Here is a 19,408-nt window from a genome sequence, read left to right as displayed (position 1 = left end):
GGTTGGGGTCCGGGACAGGAAACGTGAGGGCGCGATAGCGTCACCGCTGCACCACACATGCGTTACCCCGGGGGGCGACCCTCGGCCCCGAAAAGCTTGTACCACCTTGGAGGTGAGGGTGTCCCAGATCGCAGGCGAGCCCGCGACCCAGGACTTCGTGGAAGTCCGGCTGCCGGCTGCGGGTGCCTACCTGTCGGTGCTGCGGACGGCCACGGCCGGCCTCGCGGCCCGTTTGGACTTCACCCTGGACGAGATCGAGGACCTGCGCATCGCGGTGGACGAGGCCTGCGCGATCCTGCTCCAGCAGGCCGTGCCCGGCTCGGTGCTCAGCTGCGTGTTCCGGCTGGTCGACGACTCGCTCGAAGTCACCGTCTCGGCGCCGACCACGGACGGTCACGCGCCCTCGCGTGACACCTTCGCCTGGACCGTGCTGTCCGCCCTCGCGGGCAAGGTGTCCTCCGCGGTCGACGAGGACAAGACCGTGTCGATCAGCCTCTACAAACAGCGCGGCGCGGGACCCGGGCCGGCGTGAGGAACGGGGACGGGCCGGTGCGGGACGAAGAGCGCGGCGCACGGGAGCTGCCGGCCGGCGACGCCGGGATGCCGGTCTCTCCGGACGGTTCCCGACGCACGGCCGACGGCATCGACGGCATTCCCGAGCAGGCCCGGCCGCATCCGGAGGACTACCCGGCCTCCGCGCAGGCGGGCCCGCCGGACGCAGCCGTGCAGGACTCGCCCCGGGAGAGACGGCCCGGGGGCTCGCCCACGGGCCGGGCAGAGGCGAGGGCTCGACAGAGGGCGACGGGCGGGACGATGAGCGAGCACGAGCGAGACGGCGAACACAGCGTGCCGGGCACGCGGCACGAACCACCGGCGCCCCCTGCGCCGGTGCCGGCGCCGGGTGACCGCAGCGGGGCGCGGGCGATGTTCGTGGAGCTGCGCAAGCTGCAGGACGGCAGCCCCGAGTACGCGGAGATGCGCAACCAGCTGGTCCGCATGCATCTGCCGCTGGTCGAGCATCTCGCGCGCCGGTTCCGCAACCGCGGTGAGCCGCTGGACGACCTCACCCAGGTCGCGACGATCGGTCTCATCAAGTCGGTCGACCGCTTCGACCCGGAGCGCGGCGTGGAGTTCTCCACCTACGCGACGCCGACGGTCGTCGGCGAGATCAAGCGGCACTTCCGGGACAAGGGCTGGGCGGTGCGGGTGCCGCGCAGGCTCCAGGAGCTGCGCCTCGCGCTGACCACGGCGACGGCCGAGCTGTCGCAGCAGCACGGCCGCTCCCCCACGGTCCACGAGCTCGCCGAGAAGCTGGCGATCTCGGAGGAGGAGGTCCTGGAGGGCCTGGAGTCGGCCAACGCGTACTCCACGCTGTCCCTGGACGTACCCGACACCGACGACGAGTCCCCCGCGGTCGCCGACACGCTCGGCGCGGAGGACGAGGCGCTGGAGGGCGTCGAGTACCGGGAGTCGCTCAAGCCGCTCCTGGAGGATCTCCCGCCGCGCGAGAAGCGGATCCTGCTGCTGAGGTTCTTCGGCAACATGACCCAGTCGCAGATCGCGCAGGAGGTCGGCATCTCGCAGATGCACGTCTCCCGGCTGCTGGCGCGCACGCTCGCGCAGCTGCGGGAGAAGCTGCTCGTCGAGGAGTAGGCGAGCCGAGGCGCGGCCGTCGGCGGCCTGCGGCCACTCCGGTGCGGCCGGCACCCGCGTGCGGCGCTACTCCGGTGTGCGGCCGGGTCCCCGGATTCCGAGGGCCCTGGTCGTCTCCCGGTTCACCAGCAGCACGAGCGCGGTGACGGCCATGGCCATCAGGGCGATGCCCGCCGGGATGGCCATGCTGTCGGCCTGGAGCAGGGTGTAGGCCACCGGCAGCGCCATGACCTGGGTGATGACGGCGGGGCCCCGGCTCCAGCCGCGCAGGCTGAGCAGCCCGCGGGCGGCCAGCAGCGGCAGCAGCGCGAGCACGATCAGGGTGACTCCGCCGGTGACGGCCTGCTGCCGGTCGTCCGGGGCGCCGGTGAGGCCGAGGACGAGCATCCACACTCCGCCGGTGACCAGCGCCAGCCCCTCCAGCGCGCAGAGGGCGGCGGCGTACGTCACCCGGCGCGGGCGGGACGCTTCGGTTTCCGGGGCGGCGGGGGTCTGCTCACTGCTCACTCCTGAAGGGTAGCCCGCGCACCGGGCCCGTCCCCGGACCGTCCACAAGGCCGGGCGGCGCCCGTGTCGAGGCTCACTTCGTGATCTCTTACCCGATCCCCACCTCGGCCTGTGCCCGGTACCACCCAGTAGGTACGCTGCAACTCATGCGTGCACTTCTCGTGGTCAATCCGGCGGCAACCACCACCAGTGCACGGACGCGCGATGTCCTCCTCCACGCTCTCGCGAGCGAGATGAAGCTGGAGGCGGTCACCACCGAGTACCGCGGGCACGCGCGCGACCTCGGCCGCCAGGCGGCGGAGAGCGGGAACGTCGACCTGGTGGTGGCCCTCGGCGGGGACGGCACGGTGAACGAGGTCGTCAACGGTCTGCTGCACGCGGGCCCCGGCCCGGACCTGCCCGTTCTCGCGGTGGTCCCGGGCGGCTCCACCAACGTCTTCGCGCGCGCCCTGGATCTGCCCAACGATCCGGTGGAGGCCACCGGCGCCCTGCTGGACGCGTTGCGTGAGGGCCGCGAGCGCACGGTGGGCCTCGGCCTCGCCGAAGGCACGCCCGGCACGGAGGACGAGGCCGTGCCGTCCCGCTGGTTCACCTTCAACGCCGGCCTCGGCTTCGACGCCGGAGTGGTGGGGCGTGTGGAGCAGCAGCGTGAACGCGGCAGGAAATCCACGCACGCTCTCTACATTCGCCAGGCGGTGCGTCAGTTGTTGGGCGAATCACAGCGCCGGCACGGAACCATCACCCTGGAGCGGCCGGGCGCGGACCCCGTGACCGATTTGGTGCTGTCCATAGTCTGCAACACGGCTCCGTGGACCTATCTGGGCAATCGCCCGGTGTACGCGTCGCCTAAGGCCTCGTTCGATACAGGGCTCGACGTACTCGGTCTCAGCCGCCTGTCGAGCGTCTCGGTTGTCCGGTATGGCACCCAGTTGCTCACTTCGTCCCCCGAGCGGGGACCGCATGGCAGGCATGCCGTCTCCTTGCACGACCTGGACCGGTTCACCTTGCATTCGAAGGTCCCGCTCCCCCTCCAGATGGACGGTGACCACCTGGGCCTGCGTACCAGCGTGACGTTCACAGGCGTACGCCATGCACTGCGTGTGATTGTGTGAGCAGAAAGGGCTGAAGTCCTTTCACTCGAACGTTTAGGCCAGGATCCACCCCATGGAAGTACGGCTGTGACCTAGTCGACACCGAGGAATCAAAAAAAACTTTCCGGAAGGGGTTGTATCCGCCGCTGAGGTTTGCGAGTCTCTACGTGGCGATCGGGACAGCCCGCAACACCGGCATCCACTGATCACCGGAACCCCTCAACAAACTCCAGGACCACGCCAGGGAAACCCGGCTGGTGGCCCTTCATCTGTTGGGGGATTCGTGAAAGCGTTCACATTCACAAGCACCCCGCATGTAATACCAAGGAGAGGTAGCAGCCATGGACTGGCGTCACAACGCCGTTTGCCGCGAGGAAGACCCCGAGCTCTTCTTCCCCATCGGCAACACCGGTCCTGCGCTGCTGCAGATCGAGGAAGCCAAGGCCGTCTGCCGTCGCTGCCCCGTTATGGATCAGTGTCTGCAGTGGGCGCTCGAGTCCGGCCAGGACTCCGGCGTCTGGGGTGGCCTCAGCGAGGACGAGCGTCGTGCGATGAAGCGCCGCGCCGCCCGCAACCGGGCCCGTCAGGCCTCCGCCTGACAAGACCCGCCCCGCAAGCCTGAGCTTGGCGGCGCGTGTGCCTGTCGGCATTACTCCCTGACAGCGAGTACGCTTCTCCCGCCCCCGAGCCGCAGCGCGCAGTACCCCCGATGCGCAGCACAAGCTGGCAACGAGCATTCGAGCCCCGGACCCCTGAACGGTCCGGGGCTTCTTGCTGTGCGCGCTCGCCCCCGCGGCCGTCTCACCGCGCCGGTCTCACCGCGCGGGCCGCGCCGCCCGCGCGGCGCCGTCCCAGGGGCTACTTCTGCGAGCGCACCGGAATGTCCAGGATCACCCGCGTCCCGCGCTCCGGGGCCGGGACCATGTCGAAGGTCCCGCTCAACTCGCCCTCCACCAGCGTCCGCACGATCTGCAGGCCGAGGTTGCCCGAAGTGTGCGGGTCGAAGCCGACGGGCAGGCCGACGCCGTCGTCCTGAACGGTGACCAGCAGACGGGCCTCCTTGCTGGTGCCCCCGCGGACCGCCGAGACCTCGACGGTTCCCGTCTCGCCCTCGGCGAAGCCGTGCTCCAGGGCGTTCTGCAGGATCTCGGTGAGGACCATGGACAGCGGTGTGGCGACCTCGGCGTCCAGGATGCCGAAGCGTCCGCTGCGCCGGCCGGCGACCTTGCCCGGCGAGATCTCCGCGACCATCGCCAGCACGCGGTCGGCGATCTCGTCGAACTCCACCCGCTCGTCCAGGTTCTGGGACAGCGTCTCGTGCACGATGGCGATCGAGCCGACCCGGCGGACGGCCTCTTCGAGGGCCTCCCGGCCGCGCTCGGACTCGATGCGCCGGGCCTGGAGCCGCAACAGGGCCGCCACCGTCTGGAGGTTGTTCTTGACCCGGTGATGGATCTCCCGGATGGTCGCGTCCTTGGTGATCAATTCGCGCTCTCGGCGGCGCAGTTCGGTCACGTCGCGCAACAGGACGAGCGCGCCGATGCGGGTGCCCTTCGGCTTGAGCGGGATCGTGCGGAACTGGATGACCCCGTCGCGGGCCTCGATCTCGAACTCGCGGGGCGCCCAGCCGCTGGCGACCTTGGCGAGCGCCTCGTCCACCGGGCCGCGGGTCGGGGCCAGTTCGGCGGTGGTCAGGCCGAGGTGCTGGCCCACCAGGTCGGAGGCGAGGCCCATGCGGTGGAAGGCGGACAGCGCGTTCGGGGAGGCGTACTGGACGACCGCGTCGGCGTCGACGCGGATCAGGCCGTCGCCCACGCGCGGGGCCGCGTCCATGTCCATCTGCTGGTCGGGGAACGGGAAGGACCCGGCCGCGATCATCTGCGCGAGGTCGGACGCGCTCTGCAGATAGGTGAGCTCCAGCCGGCTCGGGGTGCGCACCGTGAGCAGGTTGGTGTTGCGGGCGATCACGCCCAGCACGCGGCCGTCGCGACGGACGGGGATGGACTCGACCCGGACCGGGACCTCCTCGCGCCACTCCGGGTCGCCCTCGCGCACGATCCGGCCCTCGTCCAGGGCGGCGTCCAGCAGGGGGCGGCGGCCGCGGGGGACGAGATGGCCGACCATGTCGTCCTGGTAGGAGGTGGGGCCGGTGTTGGGCCGCATCTGCGCGACGGAGACGTAGCGGGCGCCGTCACGGGTGGGGACCCACAGGACCAGGTCGGCGAAGGAGAGGTCGGAGAGCAGCTGCCACTCCGAGACCAGCAGATGCAGCCACTCGAGGTCGGAGTCGTCGAGTGCGGTGTGCTGGCGTACGAGTTCGTTCATGGAGGGCACGTCTGCGAGCGTACCCGGGGGTATGGGCGGGGCGGGAAACACCCGCGGGCCGCGGCGCCTGGGAGGGACCCTCAACCCTCCCGGCACCGCAGCCCGGAGCTGTATCCGGCCGCGGGGTGTGCGGTCCCGTCGACCGAAGGTGAGGAGCCGGGGCAGTCAGGGCAGAGAGCCCGGATCCTCGGTCCGCCTTCCTGTGCGGGGAAGACGGAGGCTCAGTGTGTCGCTGGGCCGTGTCGCTCGCCCCCGCCATTGTGGACTAGACCACTAGGCGTGTCCATGCGTCGGAGCTTGTTGGTTGTTGTGGTATTCGGGACGTCCTGTCATCCACAACGCAGCCTAGCCTGTACGGGTTCCCGCGCGGGGCCACATGGCGAGGGCAATTTCCGGGACCCGGCCGCCGCCGAGAGCGGTCGGCGGCCCGCCGCAGGGATCCCGGACCCCCTCCCGCCTGGGCCGGGACATCCGACTCTGTTAGATTTGACCCCCAAAGATTGGTCTAAACCACACACGCTTATGAGAACGGCGGGCCAGCGTGGAAGTTGTCATCGTTCCGGACGCCAGGTCGGGCGGCGAACTCATCGCCGAGGCCATGGCACAGCTCCTGCGACGCAAGCCGGACGCCCTGCTCGGCGTGGCCACCGGCTCCACCCCGCTGCCTGTCTACGAGGCACTGGCGGCCAAGGTCCGCTCCGGCGCCGTGGACACCGGGCGGGCGCGGATAGCGCAGCTCGACGAGTACGTGGGCCTGCCCGCCGACCACCCCCAGTCCTACCGCTCGGTGCTGCGGCGGGAGGTGCTGGAGCCGCTGGGCGTCGGCATGGAGGCCTTCCTCGGTCCGGACGGCGCGGCGGACGACGTGCAGGCGGCCTGCGAGGAGTACGACCGCGCGCTCGCCGCGGCCGGCGGTGTGGACGTCCAGCTGCTCGGGATCGGCACCGACGGGCACATCGGGTTCAACGAGCCGTGCTCGTCGCTCGCCTCGCGCACCCGGATCAAGACGCTGACCGAGCAGACCCGGGCGGACAACGCGCGCTTCTTCGACGGCGACGTCGATCAGGTCCCCCACCACGTCATCACCCAGGGCATCGGGACGATCCTGGAGGCGCGCCACCTGGTCCTGCTGGCCACCGGGGAGGGCAAGGCGGACGCCGTCGCGGCCACCGTCGAGGGACCGGTCGCCGCGGTGTGCCCGGCCTCCGCGCTGCAGCTGCACCCGCACGCGACCGTCGTCGTCGACGAGGCCGCCGCCTCCAAGCTGAAGCTCGCGGAGTACTTCCGGTACACGTTCGCGGGCAAGCCGCGGTGGCAGGGCATCTGAGGGCGGCCTCCCCGCACGACGCCGAAGGCGCCCGGCCCCTCTCCTGGGGCCGGGCGCCTTCGGCGTCATGGCGCTCAGCCGTGCGGGCCGGCCGCGAGGACCTCCGCCGCCGCGCGGCCGCAGACCCGGGCCGCTCCGTGGGTGGCGATGTGCAGAGCGCCCCGGGGCGGGGCCTGGGGGACGCCCATCTCGACGACGACGGTGTCCGGGCGGGCCGCCAGGAGGACGTCGAGGGCCTCCGCCATCCACGCGTGCCGGTGCTCGTCGCGGACCACGGCGACGATCCGCCGCTCCCCCGCCGCGGCCAGCGCCGCGTGCCCGGCGTCCGCGCCCGTGAAGCCGTCCGTCCGCGTGCCCGGCAGCAGCCGGAGCAGTTCCGCGGCCACGCCCCACGGGGTCTCGTCGCCGACGGCGATGTTCGTGACGGGGGTGAGCGAGGCGACGAACGGGGGGGCGACGAGCGGCGTGAAGACCTCGCCGCCGGTGAGCCGCAGGGCGCGGCGGGCCGCGATCAGGCCGACGTCGGCGCGCACGGCCGCACCTGCGGGGGCCGGCGTCCGCCCGCGGCCCGCCGCCGTCCAGCGCGCCAGTGTCCGGACCCGTTCCGCCGCGTCCGCGAGGCGCTCCTCGGGCAGCTCGCCCGAGCGGACGGCGGTGACCAGCGCGTCGCGCAGCCGGCGCACGGTGTCGTCGTCCGCGAGGCCGCCGCCCACGCAGATGGCGTCCGCGCCGGCGGCGATCGCGAGGACGCTGCCGCGCTCGATGCCGTAGGTCGCCGCGACCGCCCGCATCTCCATGCCGTCGGTGACGATCAGGCCGTCGTAGCCGAGCTCGTCGCGCAGGAGCTCGGTGAGGATGCGGGGCGAGAGGGTCGCCGGGCGGGCCGGGTCCAGGGCCGGGACCAGGATGTGCGCGCTCATCACGGCACGGGTGCCGGCGGCGATGGCCGCGCGGAACGGGGTCAGCTCGCGCTCGGTCAGGACGGCCGGGCCGGCGTCGATGCGCGGGAGCGCGTGGTGGGAGTCGACGGCGGTGTCCCCGTGGCCGGGGAAGTGCTTGGTGCAGGCCGCCACGCCCGCCGACTGCAGGCCGGTGACGTAGGCGGCGGTGTGCCGGGCGACCAGGCCGGGGGCGGCGCCGAAGGAGCGGACGCCGATCACCGGGTTCGCCGGGTTGGAGTTGACGTCGGCGGAGGGCGCCCAGTTGAGGTTGACGCCGCTCTCGGCGAGACGCCGGCCCAGCTCGGCGGCGACCTCCAGGGTGAGCGAGACGTCGTCCACCGCGCCCAGGGCGTGGTTGCCGGGGAAGCTGGAGCCGGTGCGCACCTCCAGGCGCGTGACGTCTCCCCCCTCCTCGTCGACCGCGACCAGGACGTCGTCCCGCTCGGTGCGCAACTGGGCGGTCAGCGCGGCGAGTTGTTCGGGCGATGCGATGTTCCTGCCGAACAGTCCCACCGACGCCAGGCCCTCGCCGAGCCGGCGCAGCAGCCAGTCGGGGGCGGTGGTGCCGGGGAAGCCGGGTTGCAGGACCGTCAGGGCGTCGCGGGTGAGTGTGCCGGCGCCGTCGGCGATCGTCGTCATCGGGGGCGTCATCCCTTCACGGCGCCCGCGGTCAGCCCCGCGGCCATCTTGCGCTGGACGAGCAGGAACAGGGCGACGATCGGTACGGCCATCATCGTGGCGCCGGCCATCATCGGGGCGTACTCGGTGCCGTGCTTGGTGGAGAAGTTGCTGAGCCAGACGGTCGCGGTCTGGTTCTTCTGGCTGAGCAGCATCAGGGCGTACAGGTACTCGTTCCAGGCCTGGATGAAGCCGTAGACCGAGGTGGCGACCATGCCGGGGGCCAGCAGCGGGAAGACGACGCGGACGAAGGCCCCGGTGCGGCTGCAGCCGTCCACCATCGCGGCCTCCTCCAGCTCCTTCGGGATGTTGACGATGAACCCGCGCAGCGTCCACACCGTGAAGGGGAGGATGAAGGTCAGGTACGTGAGGATCAGGCCGGAGAGCCTGTCGTACTGGCCCAGGTCGTTGAGCAGCAGGAAGACCGGGATGATCATGGCGACGAGCGGGATCATCTGGACGGCCAGGATGCCGACGATCACGATCCTGCGGCCGCGGAAGGCGAACCGGGAGATGGCGAGGGCGGCCAGCAGGCCGACGACGACGCCGATCGCGACGACCGCCAGGGAGACGGTCAGGCTGCGGCCCACCGGTCCCCAGAAGTCGGCGATGTGCAGCGCGCGGCTGAAGTTGGACAGGGTGAGGCCCGTCGGCAGCAGGCTCGGGTCGGGGTCGATGGCGTCCTTCGCCGGCTTGAACGCCGTGTTGAGCATCCAGTAGACGGGGAATCCCGCCACGGCGAAGACGAACAGGCCGAGGAGGTTCCAGCCGGCCTTGGACTTCCGGCGCCGGGGCCGGAGTCGGGGCCGGGGCCGGTCTCCGGCCGGGTTCGCCCCGGAGGCGATGGCGCTCATTCGACCTCTCCGATCTTCAGCATCTGACGCATGTAGACGGCGACCACCCCGAGCAGCAGCACCACGGTGACCAGGGCGATCGCCGAACCCTGGCCGTAGTCGTTGACGACGAACGCGCGGTCGTAGGAGTACGTCGTCAGCAGCTGGAACTCGGCCTCCGGATGCCCGTTGCGCATCACGAAGACCTGGGGGAAGACGCCCATGTCCCAGATGACCGACAGGGTCGTGAGCATCACGACGACCGGCTTGAGGACGGGCAGGGTGACGTACCGGAAGACGCCCCAGGCGCCGGCGCCGTCGAGGCGGGCCGCCTCCTCGAGTTCGGCCGGGACCTGGGTGAGGCCGGCGCTGAGGGTGATCACCACGAAGGGCACCGCGCCCCAGATCACCAGCAGCATGATCACCGCGAGGCCCTGCGGCCCGCTCGCGAACCAGTTGTGGCCGATCAGGTCGACGCCGGGCAGTCGGCTCAGCACCGCGTTGAGGATCCCGTAGTCGGAGTCGAACAGCCACTTGAAGACGGTGGTGGCGACGATGACCGGCATGCCCCAGCCGGCCACGAGCGCGATGTTGACGAGGGTCTTCACCCAGCCGGAGACGCGCTGGAGGAGCAGCGCGACCAGCATGCCGAGGACCATGGTCACGATCACGCAGCCGGCCGCGAACACGATCGTGCGCAGGACGACCCGCCAGAACTCGGCGTCGCCCAGCACGTCCGCGAAGTTGCCGAAACCCACCGACTCGGCCGGCTGGAAGCCCCACAGCTGGGACTGCCCGAACTTCTGGAAGGAGAGGGTGACCAGCCGGGCCAGGGGATAACCCATCACCAGGACGAGGACCAGCAGACAGGGGGCCAGGAGCAGCCAGGGGGAGGCGGTCCCGCCCGGACCGCGGCCGCCGCGGGGTCTCCTGGCGTCCGCCTCGCCGGCCGGTGGCGGCGGTGGCGACTGCCGCGTCGGCGGCACTTCGGCAGTGGTCGTGTCTGCGGCACTCATCCGCGCGCTCCTCAGCGGTCCCTCGGGTCGTACGGGGAGCAGGGCCCTGCCCGCTGCGGGGCCCTGCTCTCAGGTCACTTGTCGTTGATGACCTTGTCGATCGCGGCGTCCGCGTCCTTCGCGGCGGCCTCGACCGACTTCTTGCCGGTGCCGATGCTCTGCAGCATGGTCTGCAGCACCTGGGCCTTCTCGACGTGGCCCCAGCCGGGGGCCATGGGGACGAACCAGCTGGACTCGGCCGCGGTGGCCGGGACGGCCGTCTTCGGGTCGTTCTTGAGGGTCGCGAGATCGGTCTTGTTGTTGGGCAGGTTGCCCTTGGCCATCAGTCCCTTCTGGCCGGCGGGGCCGGTGAAGGCGTTGATCCACTCGGCGGCGAGGGCCTGCGCGTGGGACCTGACCGGGACGGCGAGGTCGGAACCGCCCAGGAAGACGGGCAGGTTCTTGCCGGACGGGCCGGGCATCACGAAGTTCTCGAGGTTGTCCTTGAGCTTGCCGGTCTTGTCGTTCTTCGGGTCGGCGGAGGTCGCGCCCTCCCAGGCCGCGCCGAAGATCATGCCGGACCTGCCCTGGCCGTAGACGATGTAGCGGTCCGACTCGTCCTTGGTCCTGTCGCCGTGCATGTACTTGTCGACGACCGTCTTGAACTCGTTCAGGCCCTTGAGCGCCTCGGGCGAGGAGAGGCCGGCCTTCCAACGGCCGCCTTCCTCCTTGGCGATGGAGCCGCCGGCGTCGTAGACGAACGACATGGCCGCGTACCAGTCACGGGTGGGCTGGTACCAGGCGGAGAACTTGTCGCCCTCCCTCTTCTGGACCTTGTCCAGGGCGGCGGTCAGCTCCGCGTACGTCCTGGGCGCGGACTTGACGCCGGCCGCGGCGAAGAGGTCCTTGCGCCAGTTGCCCACGCGGCCGCCGGCGTAGTACGGCACGCCGTAGGTCTTGCCGTCGTAGCTCACCGACGCCTTGAGGCCGTCGAGCCAGGCCGAGGAGTTGTCGAACCGGGCGGTGTCGAGGGGGGCGAACGCGCCCTTGACCATGTAGCCGAGCATCTCGGTGTTGCCCATCTCGACCACGTCGGGGGCCTTGTCGGTGGCGAGGACCGCGTCGAGCTTGGCGTTCTTGTCCGGCCAGCCGTAGTACTCGTGGTTGATCCTGACGCCGGGGTGCGCCTTCTGCACGGCGGCGTCGGCGGCCTTCACCAGCTCGGGCCAGTTGTTCTGCGCGTCGACGGTGAGCCAGACGGTCAGTTCCTTGGCGTCCGTGCCCTTCGAGTCCCCGCTGCCGCTGTCGTCCCCGCACGCCGCGATGGAGACCATCATGCCCGCGATACCGATCGCGGCTGTCAGCTTGCGCTTCACGCCATCCTCCTCAGGGATGCCACACCCCCCGCCCACGGGCCGGGACCTCGATCTGGACCAATGGTGTAGACCAGTGCGCAGAGCTTGGCTCAGGCCAATAGGCCTGTCAAGGGTGGCCGAACCCCCTCCGACCAGCCGTTATGCGACCTACATATGCAGGAACCTTTAAGTAAGAAGCCGTCGAAAACATCCACCCAGAGGGCGGTCGGTCCGGTAGACCATTTACCCTGGTGGACTAGACCAGCAAAGGTTGCGACGGTATACAGAAGGATCACGGGACGGCGGCGCGCGCATCGCCGCGCCCGTGCCACGATTGAGCCGCGGCCGACGGTGTGTCGGCCGTTTCGGCACCCGCAGCCGGGAAGGCAGGCCATGAGCACCGACGTCAGCAGTGCGGAGAACGAGGGTGGGGCGACCGTCCGTACCGCGCGTGTGCCCAAGTACTACCGCCTGAAGAAGCATCTGCTCGACATCACCGAGACCCAGTCGCCGGGCACTCCGGTCCCGCCGGAGCGCACCCTGGCGGCCGAGTTCGACACCTCGCGCACGACCGTCCGTCAGGCCCTCCAGGAGCTCGTGGTCGAGGGCCGGCTGGAGCGCATCCAGGGCAAGGGCACCTTCGTCGCCAAGCCGAAGGTGTCGCAGGCGCTGCAACTCACCTCGTACACCGAGGACATGCGCGCCCAGGGACTCGAACCGACGTCGCAGCTGCTGGACGTCGGCTACGTCACCGCCGACGACCGCCTCGCCGCTCTGCTCGACATCACGGCCGGCGGCCGGGTGCTGCGCATCGAGCGCCTGCGCATGGCCAACGGCGAGCCGATGGCCATCGAGACGACCCATCTGTCGGCGAAGCGCTTCCCGGCCCTGCGCCGGTCGCTGGCCAAGTACACCTCGCTGTACACCGCCCTGGCCGAGGTCTACGACGTCCATCTCGCCGAGGCCGAGGAGACCATCGAGACGTCCCTGGCCACCCCCCGTGAGGCGGGCCTGCTCGGCACCGACGTGGGCCTGCCCATGCTGATGCTCTCCCGCCACTCGCTGGACAGGACGGGCCGGCCGGTGGAGTGGGTGCGGTCGGTGTACCGGGGCGACCGGTACAAGTTCGTGGCGCGGCTGAAGAGGCCCGTCGAGTAGAGGGTCTGTGGAGAGCCTTCCGCCGACCCTGTCCGTCCCTTACATTGCCTGCGCATTACACATGTGATCAAGGCGATCGGATGAGGGGACGGAGCCGCCGATGTCAGAGACCCCGGAAGTGAGCGGAGGGCCGGTGGTGACGCCTGTGCGCGTCGTCATCGCCCTCTGTCTGCTGGCGCCCTTCGTGGCGATGCTGTGGGTGGGTTCGTACGCGAAGGTGGACCCGGTGTTCATCGGGATCCCCTTCTTCTACTGGTACCAGATGCTGTGGGTGCCCCTCTCCGCCGCGCTGACCGTGACGGCGTACAAGCTGTGGCAGCGTGACCGGCGCGGCCGCGTGGCCGCCGCCCCGGCTTCCTCCGGCGCCTCCCCGAAGGGCGGTGCGTCGGAGTGAAGGACGGCGTGAACGGCGTGGCGCTCGCCGTCTTCATCTTCTTCTTCCTGGCCGTCACGGCCATGGGCTTCCTGGCCGCGCGCTGGCGCAAGGCCGAGCACGACAGTCTCGACGAATGGGGCCTGGGCGGCCGGTCGTTCGGCACCTGGGTGACCTGGTTCCTGCTCGGCGGGGACCTGTACACCGCGTACACCTTCGTCGCCGTGCCGGCGGCGATCTACGCGGCGGGCGCGGCCGGCTTCTTCGCGGTGCCCTACACGATCCTGGTGTATCCGCTCATCTTCACGTTCCTGCCGCGTCTGTGGTCGGTGTCGCACAAGCACGGCTATGTGACGACCTCCGACTTCGTGCGGGGCCGCTTCGGCTCGAAGGGCCTGTCGCTGGCGGTCGCCGTCACCGGCATCCTGGCGACGATGCCCTACATCGCGCTCCAACTGGTCGGCATCCAGGCCGTGCTCGACGTGATGGGCGTCGGCGGCGGCGAGAACACCAACTGGTTCGTGAAGGACCTGCCGCTGCTGATCGCCTTCGGCGTGCTGGCGGCCTACACGTATTCCTCGGGTCTGCGGGCCCCCGCGCTGATCGCCTTCGTGAAGGACACGCTGATCTACATCGTCATCGCGGTGGCGATCATCTACATCCCGATCAAGCTGGGCGGGTTCGACGACATCTTCGCCAAGGCGGGCGAGGCGTTCAGCCAGACCAACCCGGCGACGGGCAAGCCGCGCGGCGCGCTCGCTCCCGCGGAGCCGGGCCAGTGGACGTACGCGACACTGGCGTTGGGCTCGGCGCTGGCGCTGTTCATGTACCCGCACTCCATCACGGCGACGCTGTCGTCGCGCAGCCGTGAGGTGATCCGCCGCAACACCACGATCCTGCCGCTGTACTCGCTGATGCTGGGGCTGCTCGCGCTGCTGGGCTTCATGGCGATCGCGGCCGGGGTCAAGGTCACCAACGGGCAGCTCGCGATCCCGCAGCTGTTCGAGGACATGTTCCCGTCCTGGTTCGCCGGTGTGGCGTTCGCGGCGATCGGCATCGGCGCGCTGGTGCCGGCGGCCATCATGTCGATCGCGGCCGCGAACCTCTTCACCCGCAACATCTACAAGGACTTCATCAAACCGGACGCGACTCCCGCGCAGGAGACGAAGGTCTCCAAGCTGGTCTCGCTGCTGGTGAAGGTGGGCGCCCTGGTCTTCGTCCTCACCATGGACAAGACGGTGGCCATCAACTTCCAACTGCTCGGCGGCATCTGGATCCTGCAGACCTTCCCGTCCCTCGTGGGCGGCCTGTTCACCCGCTGGTTCCACCGCTGGGCCCTGCTGGCGGGCTGGGCGGTCGGCATGGTCTACGGCACCTTCGCCGCGTACGGGGTCGCCTCCCCGACGCAAGCGCACTTCGGCGGCTCGTCGAAGGAGATCCCGGGCATCGGGGAGATCGGCTACATCGGCCTCACGGCGTTCGTCCTCAACGTCGTCGTCGCGGTGGTCCTGACGTTCGTCCTGAAGGCGGCCAAGGCCCCCGAGGGCATCGACCAGACGAAGCCGGAGGACTACACGGCGGACGCGGGCGACCCGGGCGTGCAGGTGGAGCTGCCGGCGGCGACGGCGGGGACGTCCCACTAGGGGCTGCCTGACCCGGTCACGCGAGTTCGCGCGCCCGGCGCCGGGGAACGGGCCGTCGGAGAAATCCGGCGGCCCGCTCTCGTGCGGTTGAAGCACACTGTCCGGTATGGACATCGACATCCGGACCGCGCTCCCCGCCGAGTTCGGGGCCCTCGGCGACCTCACCGCCCGCGCCTACCTGGACGACGGCCTCCTCGACTTCGGCGAGAGCGACGCGTATCTGCACGAGCTGAGGGACGTGGCGAAACGGGCGGCCGCCGCCGAGGTCCTGGTGGCCGTTGACGGGGAGCGGGTGCTGGGCGGAGTCACCTTCGTCCCGGGCCCCGGCCCCATGGCCGACATCGCGCGTCCCGGGGAGGCGGAGATCAGGATGCTCGCGGTCGGGCGGGCAGGCCGCGGCAGAGGGACAGGCGAGGCCCTCGTACGGGCCTGCGTCGAGCGGGCGCGCGGCACGGGGGGCCGCACGGCGGTCGTGCTGTCGACGCAGAGCACCATGCACGCCGCCCACCGGATCTACGCACGCCTCGGCTTCGTCCGCACACCGGAGCGGGACTGGAGCCCCCTGCCGGAGACCGCCGACATCACTCTGCTCACCTATCAGTTGACGCTCTGAAACCACCGCGACACAACATCTGGGGGTGACATGACGGGCGAGCACAAGATGTATGCTCATGCTCGCTGTCGCCGCAGGGGAATCCGGTGCGAATCCGGAACTGTCCCGCAACGGTGTACTCGCGTGCATCCATGCCGTTATGCGCACGCCTGTTCAGTCCGAGGTCCTGCCGACAGCGTGCCCGGCCGTCCGGTCCGGGCGCCCTGACGTCCAGGCCTCGCGGAGTGGGCCGGTGGACGCGACGCCCCCGCGCGCTCGTGTGCTGCCGCCTGCCCTGCGCCAGGCCCCCGCCGAGCGAGGGAGAGCCCCACGTGACCATCGCGCCAGCCGAACCGGTTTCAGTCGCCGAACTGGAGACCGACGGTCCCGGGACCGCGTTGCTGCGTACCCTGACCGAGCTGACCGCCGACCTGCCCGACGCCGACCCCGGCCGGGTCGCCGCCGCGGCCCTGCGCGGCCGGTCTGCGCGGGTCGCCTCCGAGATCACCGCGGAGCTGCGCGAGCTGGCCACGGAGGCTGCCGCCGGTCTGATCTCCGAGGACCCCGCCTACTCGAAGCTGGCCGCCCGGCTGCTGACGATCAGCATCGCCGCGGAGGCCGCCTCCCAGGGCGTCACGTCCTTCACCGCTTCGGTCGCCGTCGGCCACCGCGAGGGTCTGATCGCGGACCGCACCGCCGAGTTCGTGCGCGTCCACGCGGCCCGCCTCGACGCGCTGATCGACGAACGGGCCGACGACCGCTTCGGCTACTTCGGACTGCGCACCCTGCACAGCCGCTACCTCCTGCGGCACCCCATCACCCGCAAGGTCGTCGAGACGCCCCAGCACTTCCTGCTGCGCGTCGCCTCCGGCCTCGCCGAGGACGACACGGCCCGCGCCGTGGACGAGGTCGCCGCGCTCTACGGGCTGATGAGCCGGCTGGACTACCTTCCGTCCTCCCCCACGCTCTTCAACTCCGGCACCCGGCACCCCCAGATGTCGTCCTGCTACCTCCTCGACTCCCCGCTGGACGAGCTGGACTCCATCTACGACCGCTACCACCAGGTGGCCCGCCTGTCGAAGCACGCCGGCGGCATCGGACTGTCGTACTCCCGCATCCGCAGCCGCGGTTCGCTGATCCGCGGCACGAACGGGCACTCCAACGGCATCGTGCCCTTCCTGAAGACGCTGGACGCCTCGGTCGCCGCCGTGAACCAGGGCGGCCGGCGCAAGGGCGCGGCCGCCGTCTACCTGGAGACCTGGCACTCCGACATCGAGGAGTTCCTGGAGCTGCGCGACAACACCGGCGAGGACGCCCGGCGTACGCACAACCTGAACCTCGCGCACTGGATCCCCGACGAGTTCATGCGCCGGGTCGACGCCGACCAGCCGTGGTCGCTGTTCTCCCCCGCCGACGTGCCCGAGCTGGTCGACCTGTGGGGCGACGAGTTCGACGCGGCCTACCGCAGGGCCGAGGCCGCCGGTCTGGCCCGGAAGACCATTGCGGCCCGTGACCTGTACGGCCGCATGATGCGCACCCTCGCGCAGACCGGCAACGGCTGGATGACCTTCAAGGACGCCGCCAACCGCACCGCCAACCAGACGGCCGAGCCGGGCCATGTCGTCCACTCCTCGAACCTCTGCACGGAGATCCTGGAAGTCACGGACGACGGCGAGACGGCCGTGTGCAACCTGGGCTCGGTGAACCTGGGCGCGTTCGTCGACACGGCGAGCGGCGACCTCGACTGGGAGCGGCTGGACGAGACCGTCCGCACGGCCGTCACCTTCCTCGACCGCGTCGTCGACATCAACTTCTACCCGACCGAGCAGGCCGGCCGCTCCAACGCCCGCTGGCGTCCGGTCGGACTGGGCGCGATGGGTCTGCAGGACGTCTTCTTCAAGCTGCGCGTCCCCTTCGACTCACCCGAGGCCAAGGCCCTCTCCACCCGTATCGCCGAGCGCGTGATGCTCGCCGCGTACGAGGCCTCCGCCGACCTCGCCGAGCGCAACGGCCCCCTCCCCGCCTGGGACAAGACCCGTACCGCCCGCGGCGTGCTGCACCCCGACCACTACGGCGTCACGTTCGCCTGGCCGGAGCGCTGGGCCGCCCTGCGCGAGCGGATCGCCGCGACCGGGCTGCGCAACTCGCTGCTGCTCGCCATCGCGCCCACCGCCACGATCGCCTCCATCGCGGGGGTGTACGAGTGCATCGAGCCGCAGGTGTCCAACCTGTTCAAGCGCGAGACGCTGTCCGGCGAGTTCCTCCAGGTCAACTCGTACCTGGTGCAGGACCTGAAGGAGCTCGGCGTCTGGGACGCCCGCACCCGTGAGGCGCTGCGCGAGTCCAGCGGCTCCGTGCAGGGCTTCGCGTGGATCCCGGCGGAGGTGCGGGCGCTGTACCGCACGGCGTGGGAGATCCCGCAGCGCGGCCTGATCGACATGGCCGCCGCCCGCACGCCGTACCTGGACCAGGCCCAGTCCCTGAACCTGTTCCTGGAGACGCCGACCATCGGCAAGCTCTCCTCCATGTACGCGTACGCCTGGAAGTCGGGCCTGAAGACGACGTACTACCTGCGCTCGCGCCCGGCGACCCGCATCGCGCGCGCCGCCCGGGCCCAGGCGCAGCCCGAGAAGACCGTCCCCGTGCAGCAGGCGGCCGACCCCGAGGCCGTCGCCTGCTCCCTTGAGAACCCCGAGTCCTGCGAGGCCTGCCAGTAATGACCACCGCACCCGAGAAGGCCGAGAAGGCCGAGAAGAACCTGCTCGACCCGGGCTTCGAGCTGACCCTGCGTCCCATGCGCTACCCCGACTTCTACGAGCGCTACCGGGACGCCATCAAGAACACCTGGACCGTCGAGGAGGTCGACCTCCACTCGGACGTCGCCGACCTGGCGAAGCTGTCCGAGGGCGAGCAGCACATGATCGGCCGGCTGGTCGCGTTCTTCGCGACGGGCGACTCGATCGTGGCGAACAACCTCGTGCTGACGCTGTACAAGCACATCAACTCCCCCGAGGCGCGCCTGTACCTGTCCAGGCAGCTGTTCGAGGAGGCCGTGCACGTCCAGTTCTATCTGACGCTGCTGGACACGTACCTGCCCGATCCGCAGGACCGGGCGGCCGCCTTCGACGCGGTGGAGAACATCCCCTCCATCCGTGAGAAGGCCGGATTCTGCTTCAAGTGGATCAACGAGGTCGAGAAGCTGGAGCGGCTGGAGTCCCAGGCCGACCGCCGCCGCTTCCTGCTCAACCTGATCTGCTTCGCCGCCTGCATCGAGGGGCTGTTCTTCTACGGGGCCTTCGCGTACGTCTACTGGTTCCGCAGCCGAGGCCTGCTGCACGGCCTGGCGACCGGCACCAACTGGGTGTTCCGCGACGAGACGATGCACATGAGCTTCGCCTTCGAGGTGGTCGACACCGTGCGCAAGGAGGAGCCGGAGCTCTTCGACGAGCGGCTCGAGGAGCAGGTCGTCGACATGCTCCGGGAGGCCGTCGAGGCCGAGCTGCAGTTCGCGCGCGACCTGTGCGGCGAGGGTCTGCCGGGTATGAACACCGACTCCATGCGGCAGTACCTGGAGTGCGTCGCCGACCAGCGGCTGTCGCGGCTCGGCTTCGCCCCGGTGTACGGCTCGGAGAACCCGTTCTCCTTCATGGAGCTGCAGGGCGTTCAGGAGCTGACCAACTTCTTCGAGCGCCGTCCGTCGGCGTACCAGGTCGCGGTGGAGGGCACCGTCGACCTGGACCAGGACTTCTGACCCGGAGCCCCGGACCGCACGGGCCGCACGCCCTGCGCTTCCTGTGCTTCCCGGGCGGCCTGTGCTTCCGCGGCCTTCACCTGACGGTCGATCCGGCGCTCGTGGCGAAGTCCCACGAGCGCCGGACCCGCGAGGAGCAGGAAGAGGGCCAGGACGGTGAGGTATGCGGTGAGTGCGTTCATGAGG

Annotated in this window: 18 protein-coding genes and 1 riboswitch; of the genes, 11 read left to right on the top strand and 7 right to left on the bottom strand. The window is 70.5% G+C overall.

Annotated elements, in window-relative coordinates; translation table 11 throughout:
* Positions 1-118 precede the first annotated feature (118 nt).
* Together IE239_RS21680 and IE239_RS21675 are read left to right on the top strand one after the other, a co-directional pair.
* Complete coding sequence (locus tag IE239_RS21680; RefSeq protein WP_004925829.1) at positions 119-532, top strand: ATP-binding protein; 414 nt, start codon at positions 119-121, stop codon at positions 530-532.
* Positions 533-549: 17 nt separating this feature from the next.
* Positions 550-1,653 carry an RNA polymerase sigma factor SigF gene (locus IE239_RS21675; protein WP_190151028.1) on the top strand — a complete coding sequence of 368 codons (1,104 nt, stop codon included), beginning with the start codon at positions 550-552 and terminating at the stop codon, positions 1,651-1,653.
* Between the two features lie 66 nt (positions 1,654-1,719).
* Here the strand turns inward: IE239_RS21675 and IE239_RS21670 are convergent, their stop codons facing one another.
* Positions 1,720-2,160 carry a hypothetical protein gene (locus IE239_RS21670; protein ID WP_190151027.1) on the bottom strand — a complete coding sequence of 147 codons (441 nt, stop codon included), beginning with the start codon at positions 2,158-2,160 and terminating at the stop codon, positions 1,720-1,722.
* A gap of 146 nt (positions 2,161-2,306) precedes the next feature.
* On the opposite strand from IE239_RS21670, the gene IE239_RS21665 reads away from it, so the two are divergent.
* The gene (locus IE239_RS21665; RefSeq protein WP_190151026.1) at positions 2,307-3,272 is read left to right on the top strand and encodes a diacylglycerol/lipid kinase family protein; all 966 of its coding nucleotides are present in this window, start codon (positions 2,307-2,309) and stop codon (positions 3,270-3,272) included.
* Between the two features lie 320 nt (positions 3,273-3,592).
* Positions 3,593-3,850: a WhiB family transcriptional regulator gene (locus IE239_RS21660; protein WP_006142322.1), complete on the top strand. Its 258-nt coding sequence runs from the start codon at positions 3,593-3,595 to the stop codon at positions 3,848-3,850.
* A gap of 259 nt (positions 3,851-4,109) precedes the next feature.
* Here the strand turns inward: IE239_RS21660 and IE239_RS21655 are convergent, their stop codons facing one another.
* Positions 4,110-5,585 (bottom strand): sensor histidine kinase, encoded by a 1,476-nt coding sequence (locus IE239_RS21655; RefSeq protein WP_190151025.1) that lies wholly within the window; start codon positions 5,583-5,585, stop codon positions 4,110-4,112.
* Positions 5,586-6,117: 532 nt separating this feature from the next.
* On the opposite strand from IE239_RS21655, the gene nagB reads away from it, so the two are divergent.
* Positions 6,118-6,903, top strand: coding sequence for a glucosamine-6-phosphate deaminase (gene nagB, locus IE239_RS21650; protein ID WP_190151024.1), 786 nt, complete (start codon positions 6,118-6,120; stop codon positions 6,901-6,903).
* 74 nt (positions 6,904-6,977) lie between these two features.
* Here the strand turns inward: nagB and IE239_RS21645 are convergent, their stop codons facing one another.
* The 4 genes from IE239_RS21645 to IE239_RS21630 all read right to left on the bottom strand — a co-directional run bounded on the left by IE239_RS21645 (position 6,978) and on the right by IE239_RS21630 (position 11,726).
* On the bottom strand, positions 6,978-8,483 hold the full coding sequence (locus tag IE239_RS21645; RefSeq protein WP_190151023.1) for a glycoside hydrolase family 3 protein: 1,506 nt from the start codon (positions 8,481-8,483) through the stop codon (positions 6,978-6,980).
* A gap of 8 nt (positions 8,484-8,491) precedes the next feature.
* Complete coding sequence (locus IE239_RS21640) at positions 8,492-9,376, bottom strand: carbohydrate ABC transporter permease (protein WP_190151022.1); 885 nt, start codon at positions 9,374-9,376, stop codon at positions 8,492-8,494.
* On the bottom strand, positions 9,373-10,371 hold the full coding sequence (locus IE239_RS21635; protein ID WP_190151021.1) for a carbohydrate ABC transporter permease: 999 nt from the start codon (positions 10,369-10,371) through the stop codon (positions 9,373-9,375). Before IE239_RS21635 ends, IE239_RS21640 begins: the two co-directional genes overlap by 4 nt.
* Before the next feature lie 74 nt (positions 10,372-10,445).
* The gene (locus tag IE239_RS21630; protein ID WP_190151020.1) at positions 10,446-11,726 is read right to left on the bottom strand and encodes an extracellular solute-binding protein; all 1,281 of its coding nucleotides are present in this window, start codon (positions 11,724-11,726) and stop codon (positions 10,446-10,448) included.
* Positions 11,727-12,098: 372 nt separating this feature from the next.
* On the opposite strand from IE239_RS21630, the gene IE239_RS21625 reads away from it, so the two are divergent.
* The 6 genes from IE239_RS21625 (at position 12,099) to IE239_RS21600 (ending at position 19,222) form a co-directional block, all read left to right on the top strand.
* Positions 12,099-12,863 carry a GntR family transcriptional regulator gene (locus IE239_RS21625; protein ID WP_190151019.1) on the top strand — a complete coding sequence of 255 codons (765 nt, stop codon included), beginning with the start codon at positions 12,099-12,101 and terminating at the stop codon, positions 12,861-12,863.
* 100 nt (positions 12,864-12,963) lie between these two features.
* Positions 12,964-13,257 carry a DUF3311 domain-containing protein gene (locus IE239_RS21620; protein ID WP_190151018.1) on the top strand — a complete coding sequence of 98 codons (294 nt, stop codon included), beginning with the start codon at positions 12,964-12,966 and terminating at the stop codon, positions 13,255-13,257.
* The gene (mctP, locus tag IE239_RS21615) at positions 13,254-14,879 is read left to right on the top strand and encodes a monocarboxylate uptake permease MctP (protein WP_190151017.1); all 1,626 of its coding nucleotides are present in this window, start codon (positions 13,254-13,256) and stop codon (positions 14,877-14,879) included. Before IE239_RS21620 ends, mctP begins: the two co-directional genes overlap by 4 nt.
* 106 nt (positions 14,880-14,985) lie before the next feature.
* A complete protein-coding gene (locus tag IE239_RS21610) occupies positions 14,986-15,492 on the top strand; it encodes a GNAT family N-acetyltransferase (protein ID WP_190151016.1) in 507 nt (168 codons plus the stop codon).
* Positions 15,493-15,544: 52 nt separating this feature from the next.
* A riboswitch (cobalamin riboswitch) is annotated at positions 15,545-15,680 on the top strand.
* 123 nt (positions 15,681-15,803) lie between these two features.
* Entirely contained in the window at positions 15,804-18,188 is a 2,385-nt protein-coding gene (locus IE239_RS21605) for a ribonucleoside-diphosphate reductase subunit alpha (protein ID WP_190151015.1), read from the top strand.
* On the top strand, positions 18,188-19,222 hold the full coding sequence (locus IE239_RS21600) for a ribonucleotide-diphosphate reductase subunit beta (RefSeq protein ID WP_190151014.1): 1,035 nt from the start codon (positions 18,188-18,190) through the stop codon (positions 19,220-19,222). Before IE239_RS21605 ends, IE239_RS21600 begins: the two co-directional genes overlap by 1 nt.
* Here IE239_RS21600 and IE239_RS21595 read toward each other — a convergent pair.
* On the bottom strand, positions 19,135-19,404 hold the full coding sequence (locus tag IE239_RS21595) for a hypothetical protein (protein ID WP_190151013.1): 270 nt from the start codon (positions 19,402-19,404) through the stop codon (positions 19,135-19,137). The two genes, IE239_RS21600 and IE239_RS21595, sit on opposite strands and share 88 nt — an antisense overlap.
* Positions 19,405-19,408 lie beyond the last annotated feature (4 nt).

This window comes from Streptomyces humidus, from assembly GCF_014649655.1.
Lineage (GTDB): Bacteria > Actinomycetota > Actinomycetes > Streptomycetales > Streptomycetaceae > Streptomyces > Streptomyces humidus.
Note: the sequence above shows the minus strand (reverse complement) of the source record. Positions and strands in the feature narration are given on the sequence as shown.

What these genes read in the sequence shown, in the direction of transcription:
- IE239_RS21665 (WP_190151026.1), top strand. Translation starts at nt 2,307, where the DNA reads ATGCGTGCACTTCTCGTGGTCAATCCGGCGGCAACCACCACCAGTGCA.
- IE239_RS21595 (WP_190151013.1), bottom strand. Translation starts at nt 19,404, where the DNA reads ATGAACGCACTCACCGCATACCTCACCGTCCTGGCCCTCTTCCTGCTC.
- IE239_RS21635 (WP_190151021.1), bottom strand. Translation starts at nt 10,371, where the DNA reads ATGAGTGCCGCAGACACGACCACTGCCGAAGTGCCGCCGACGCGGCAG.
- IE239_RS21600 (WP_190151014.1), top strand. Translation starts at nt 18,188, where the DNA reads ATGACCACCGCACCCGAGAAGGCCGAGAAGGCCGAGAAGAACCTGCTC.
- IE239_RS21625 (WP_190151019.1), top strand. Translation starts at nt 12,099, where the DNA reads ATGAGCACCGACGTCAGCAGTGCGGAGAACGAGGGTGGGGCGACCGTC.
- IE239_RS21640 (WP_190151022.1), bottom strand. Translation starts at nt 9,376, where the DNA reads ATGAGCGCCATCGCCTCCGGGGCGAACCCGGCCGGAGACCGGCCCCGG.
- IE239_RS21620 (WP_190151018.1), top strand. Translation starts at nt 12,964, where the DNA reads ATGTCAGAGACCCCGGAAGTGAGCGGAGGGCCGGTGGTGACGCCTGTG.
- IE239_RS21610 (WP_190151016.1), top strand. Translation starts at nt 14,986, where the DNA reads ATGGACATCGACATCCGGACCGCGCTCCCCGCCGAGTTCGGGGCCCTC.
- IE239_RS21645 (WP_190151023.1), bottom strand. Translation starts at nt 8,483, where the DNA reads ATGACGACGATCGCCGACGGCGCCGGCACACTCACCCGCGACGCCCTG.
- IE239_RS21660 (WP_006142322.1), top strand. Translation starts at nt 3,593, where the DNA reads ATGGACTGGCGTCACAACGCCGTTTGCCGCGAGGAAGACCCCGAGCTC.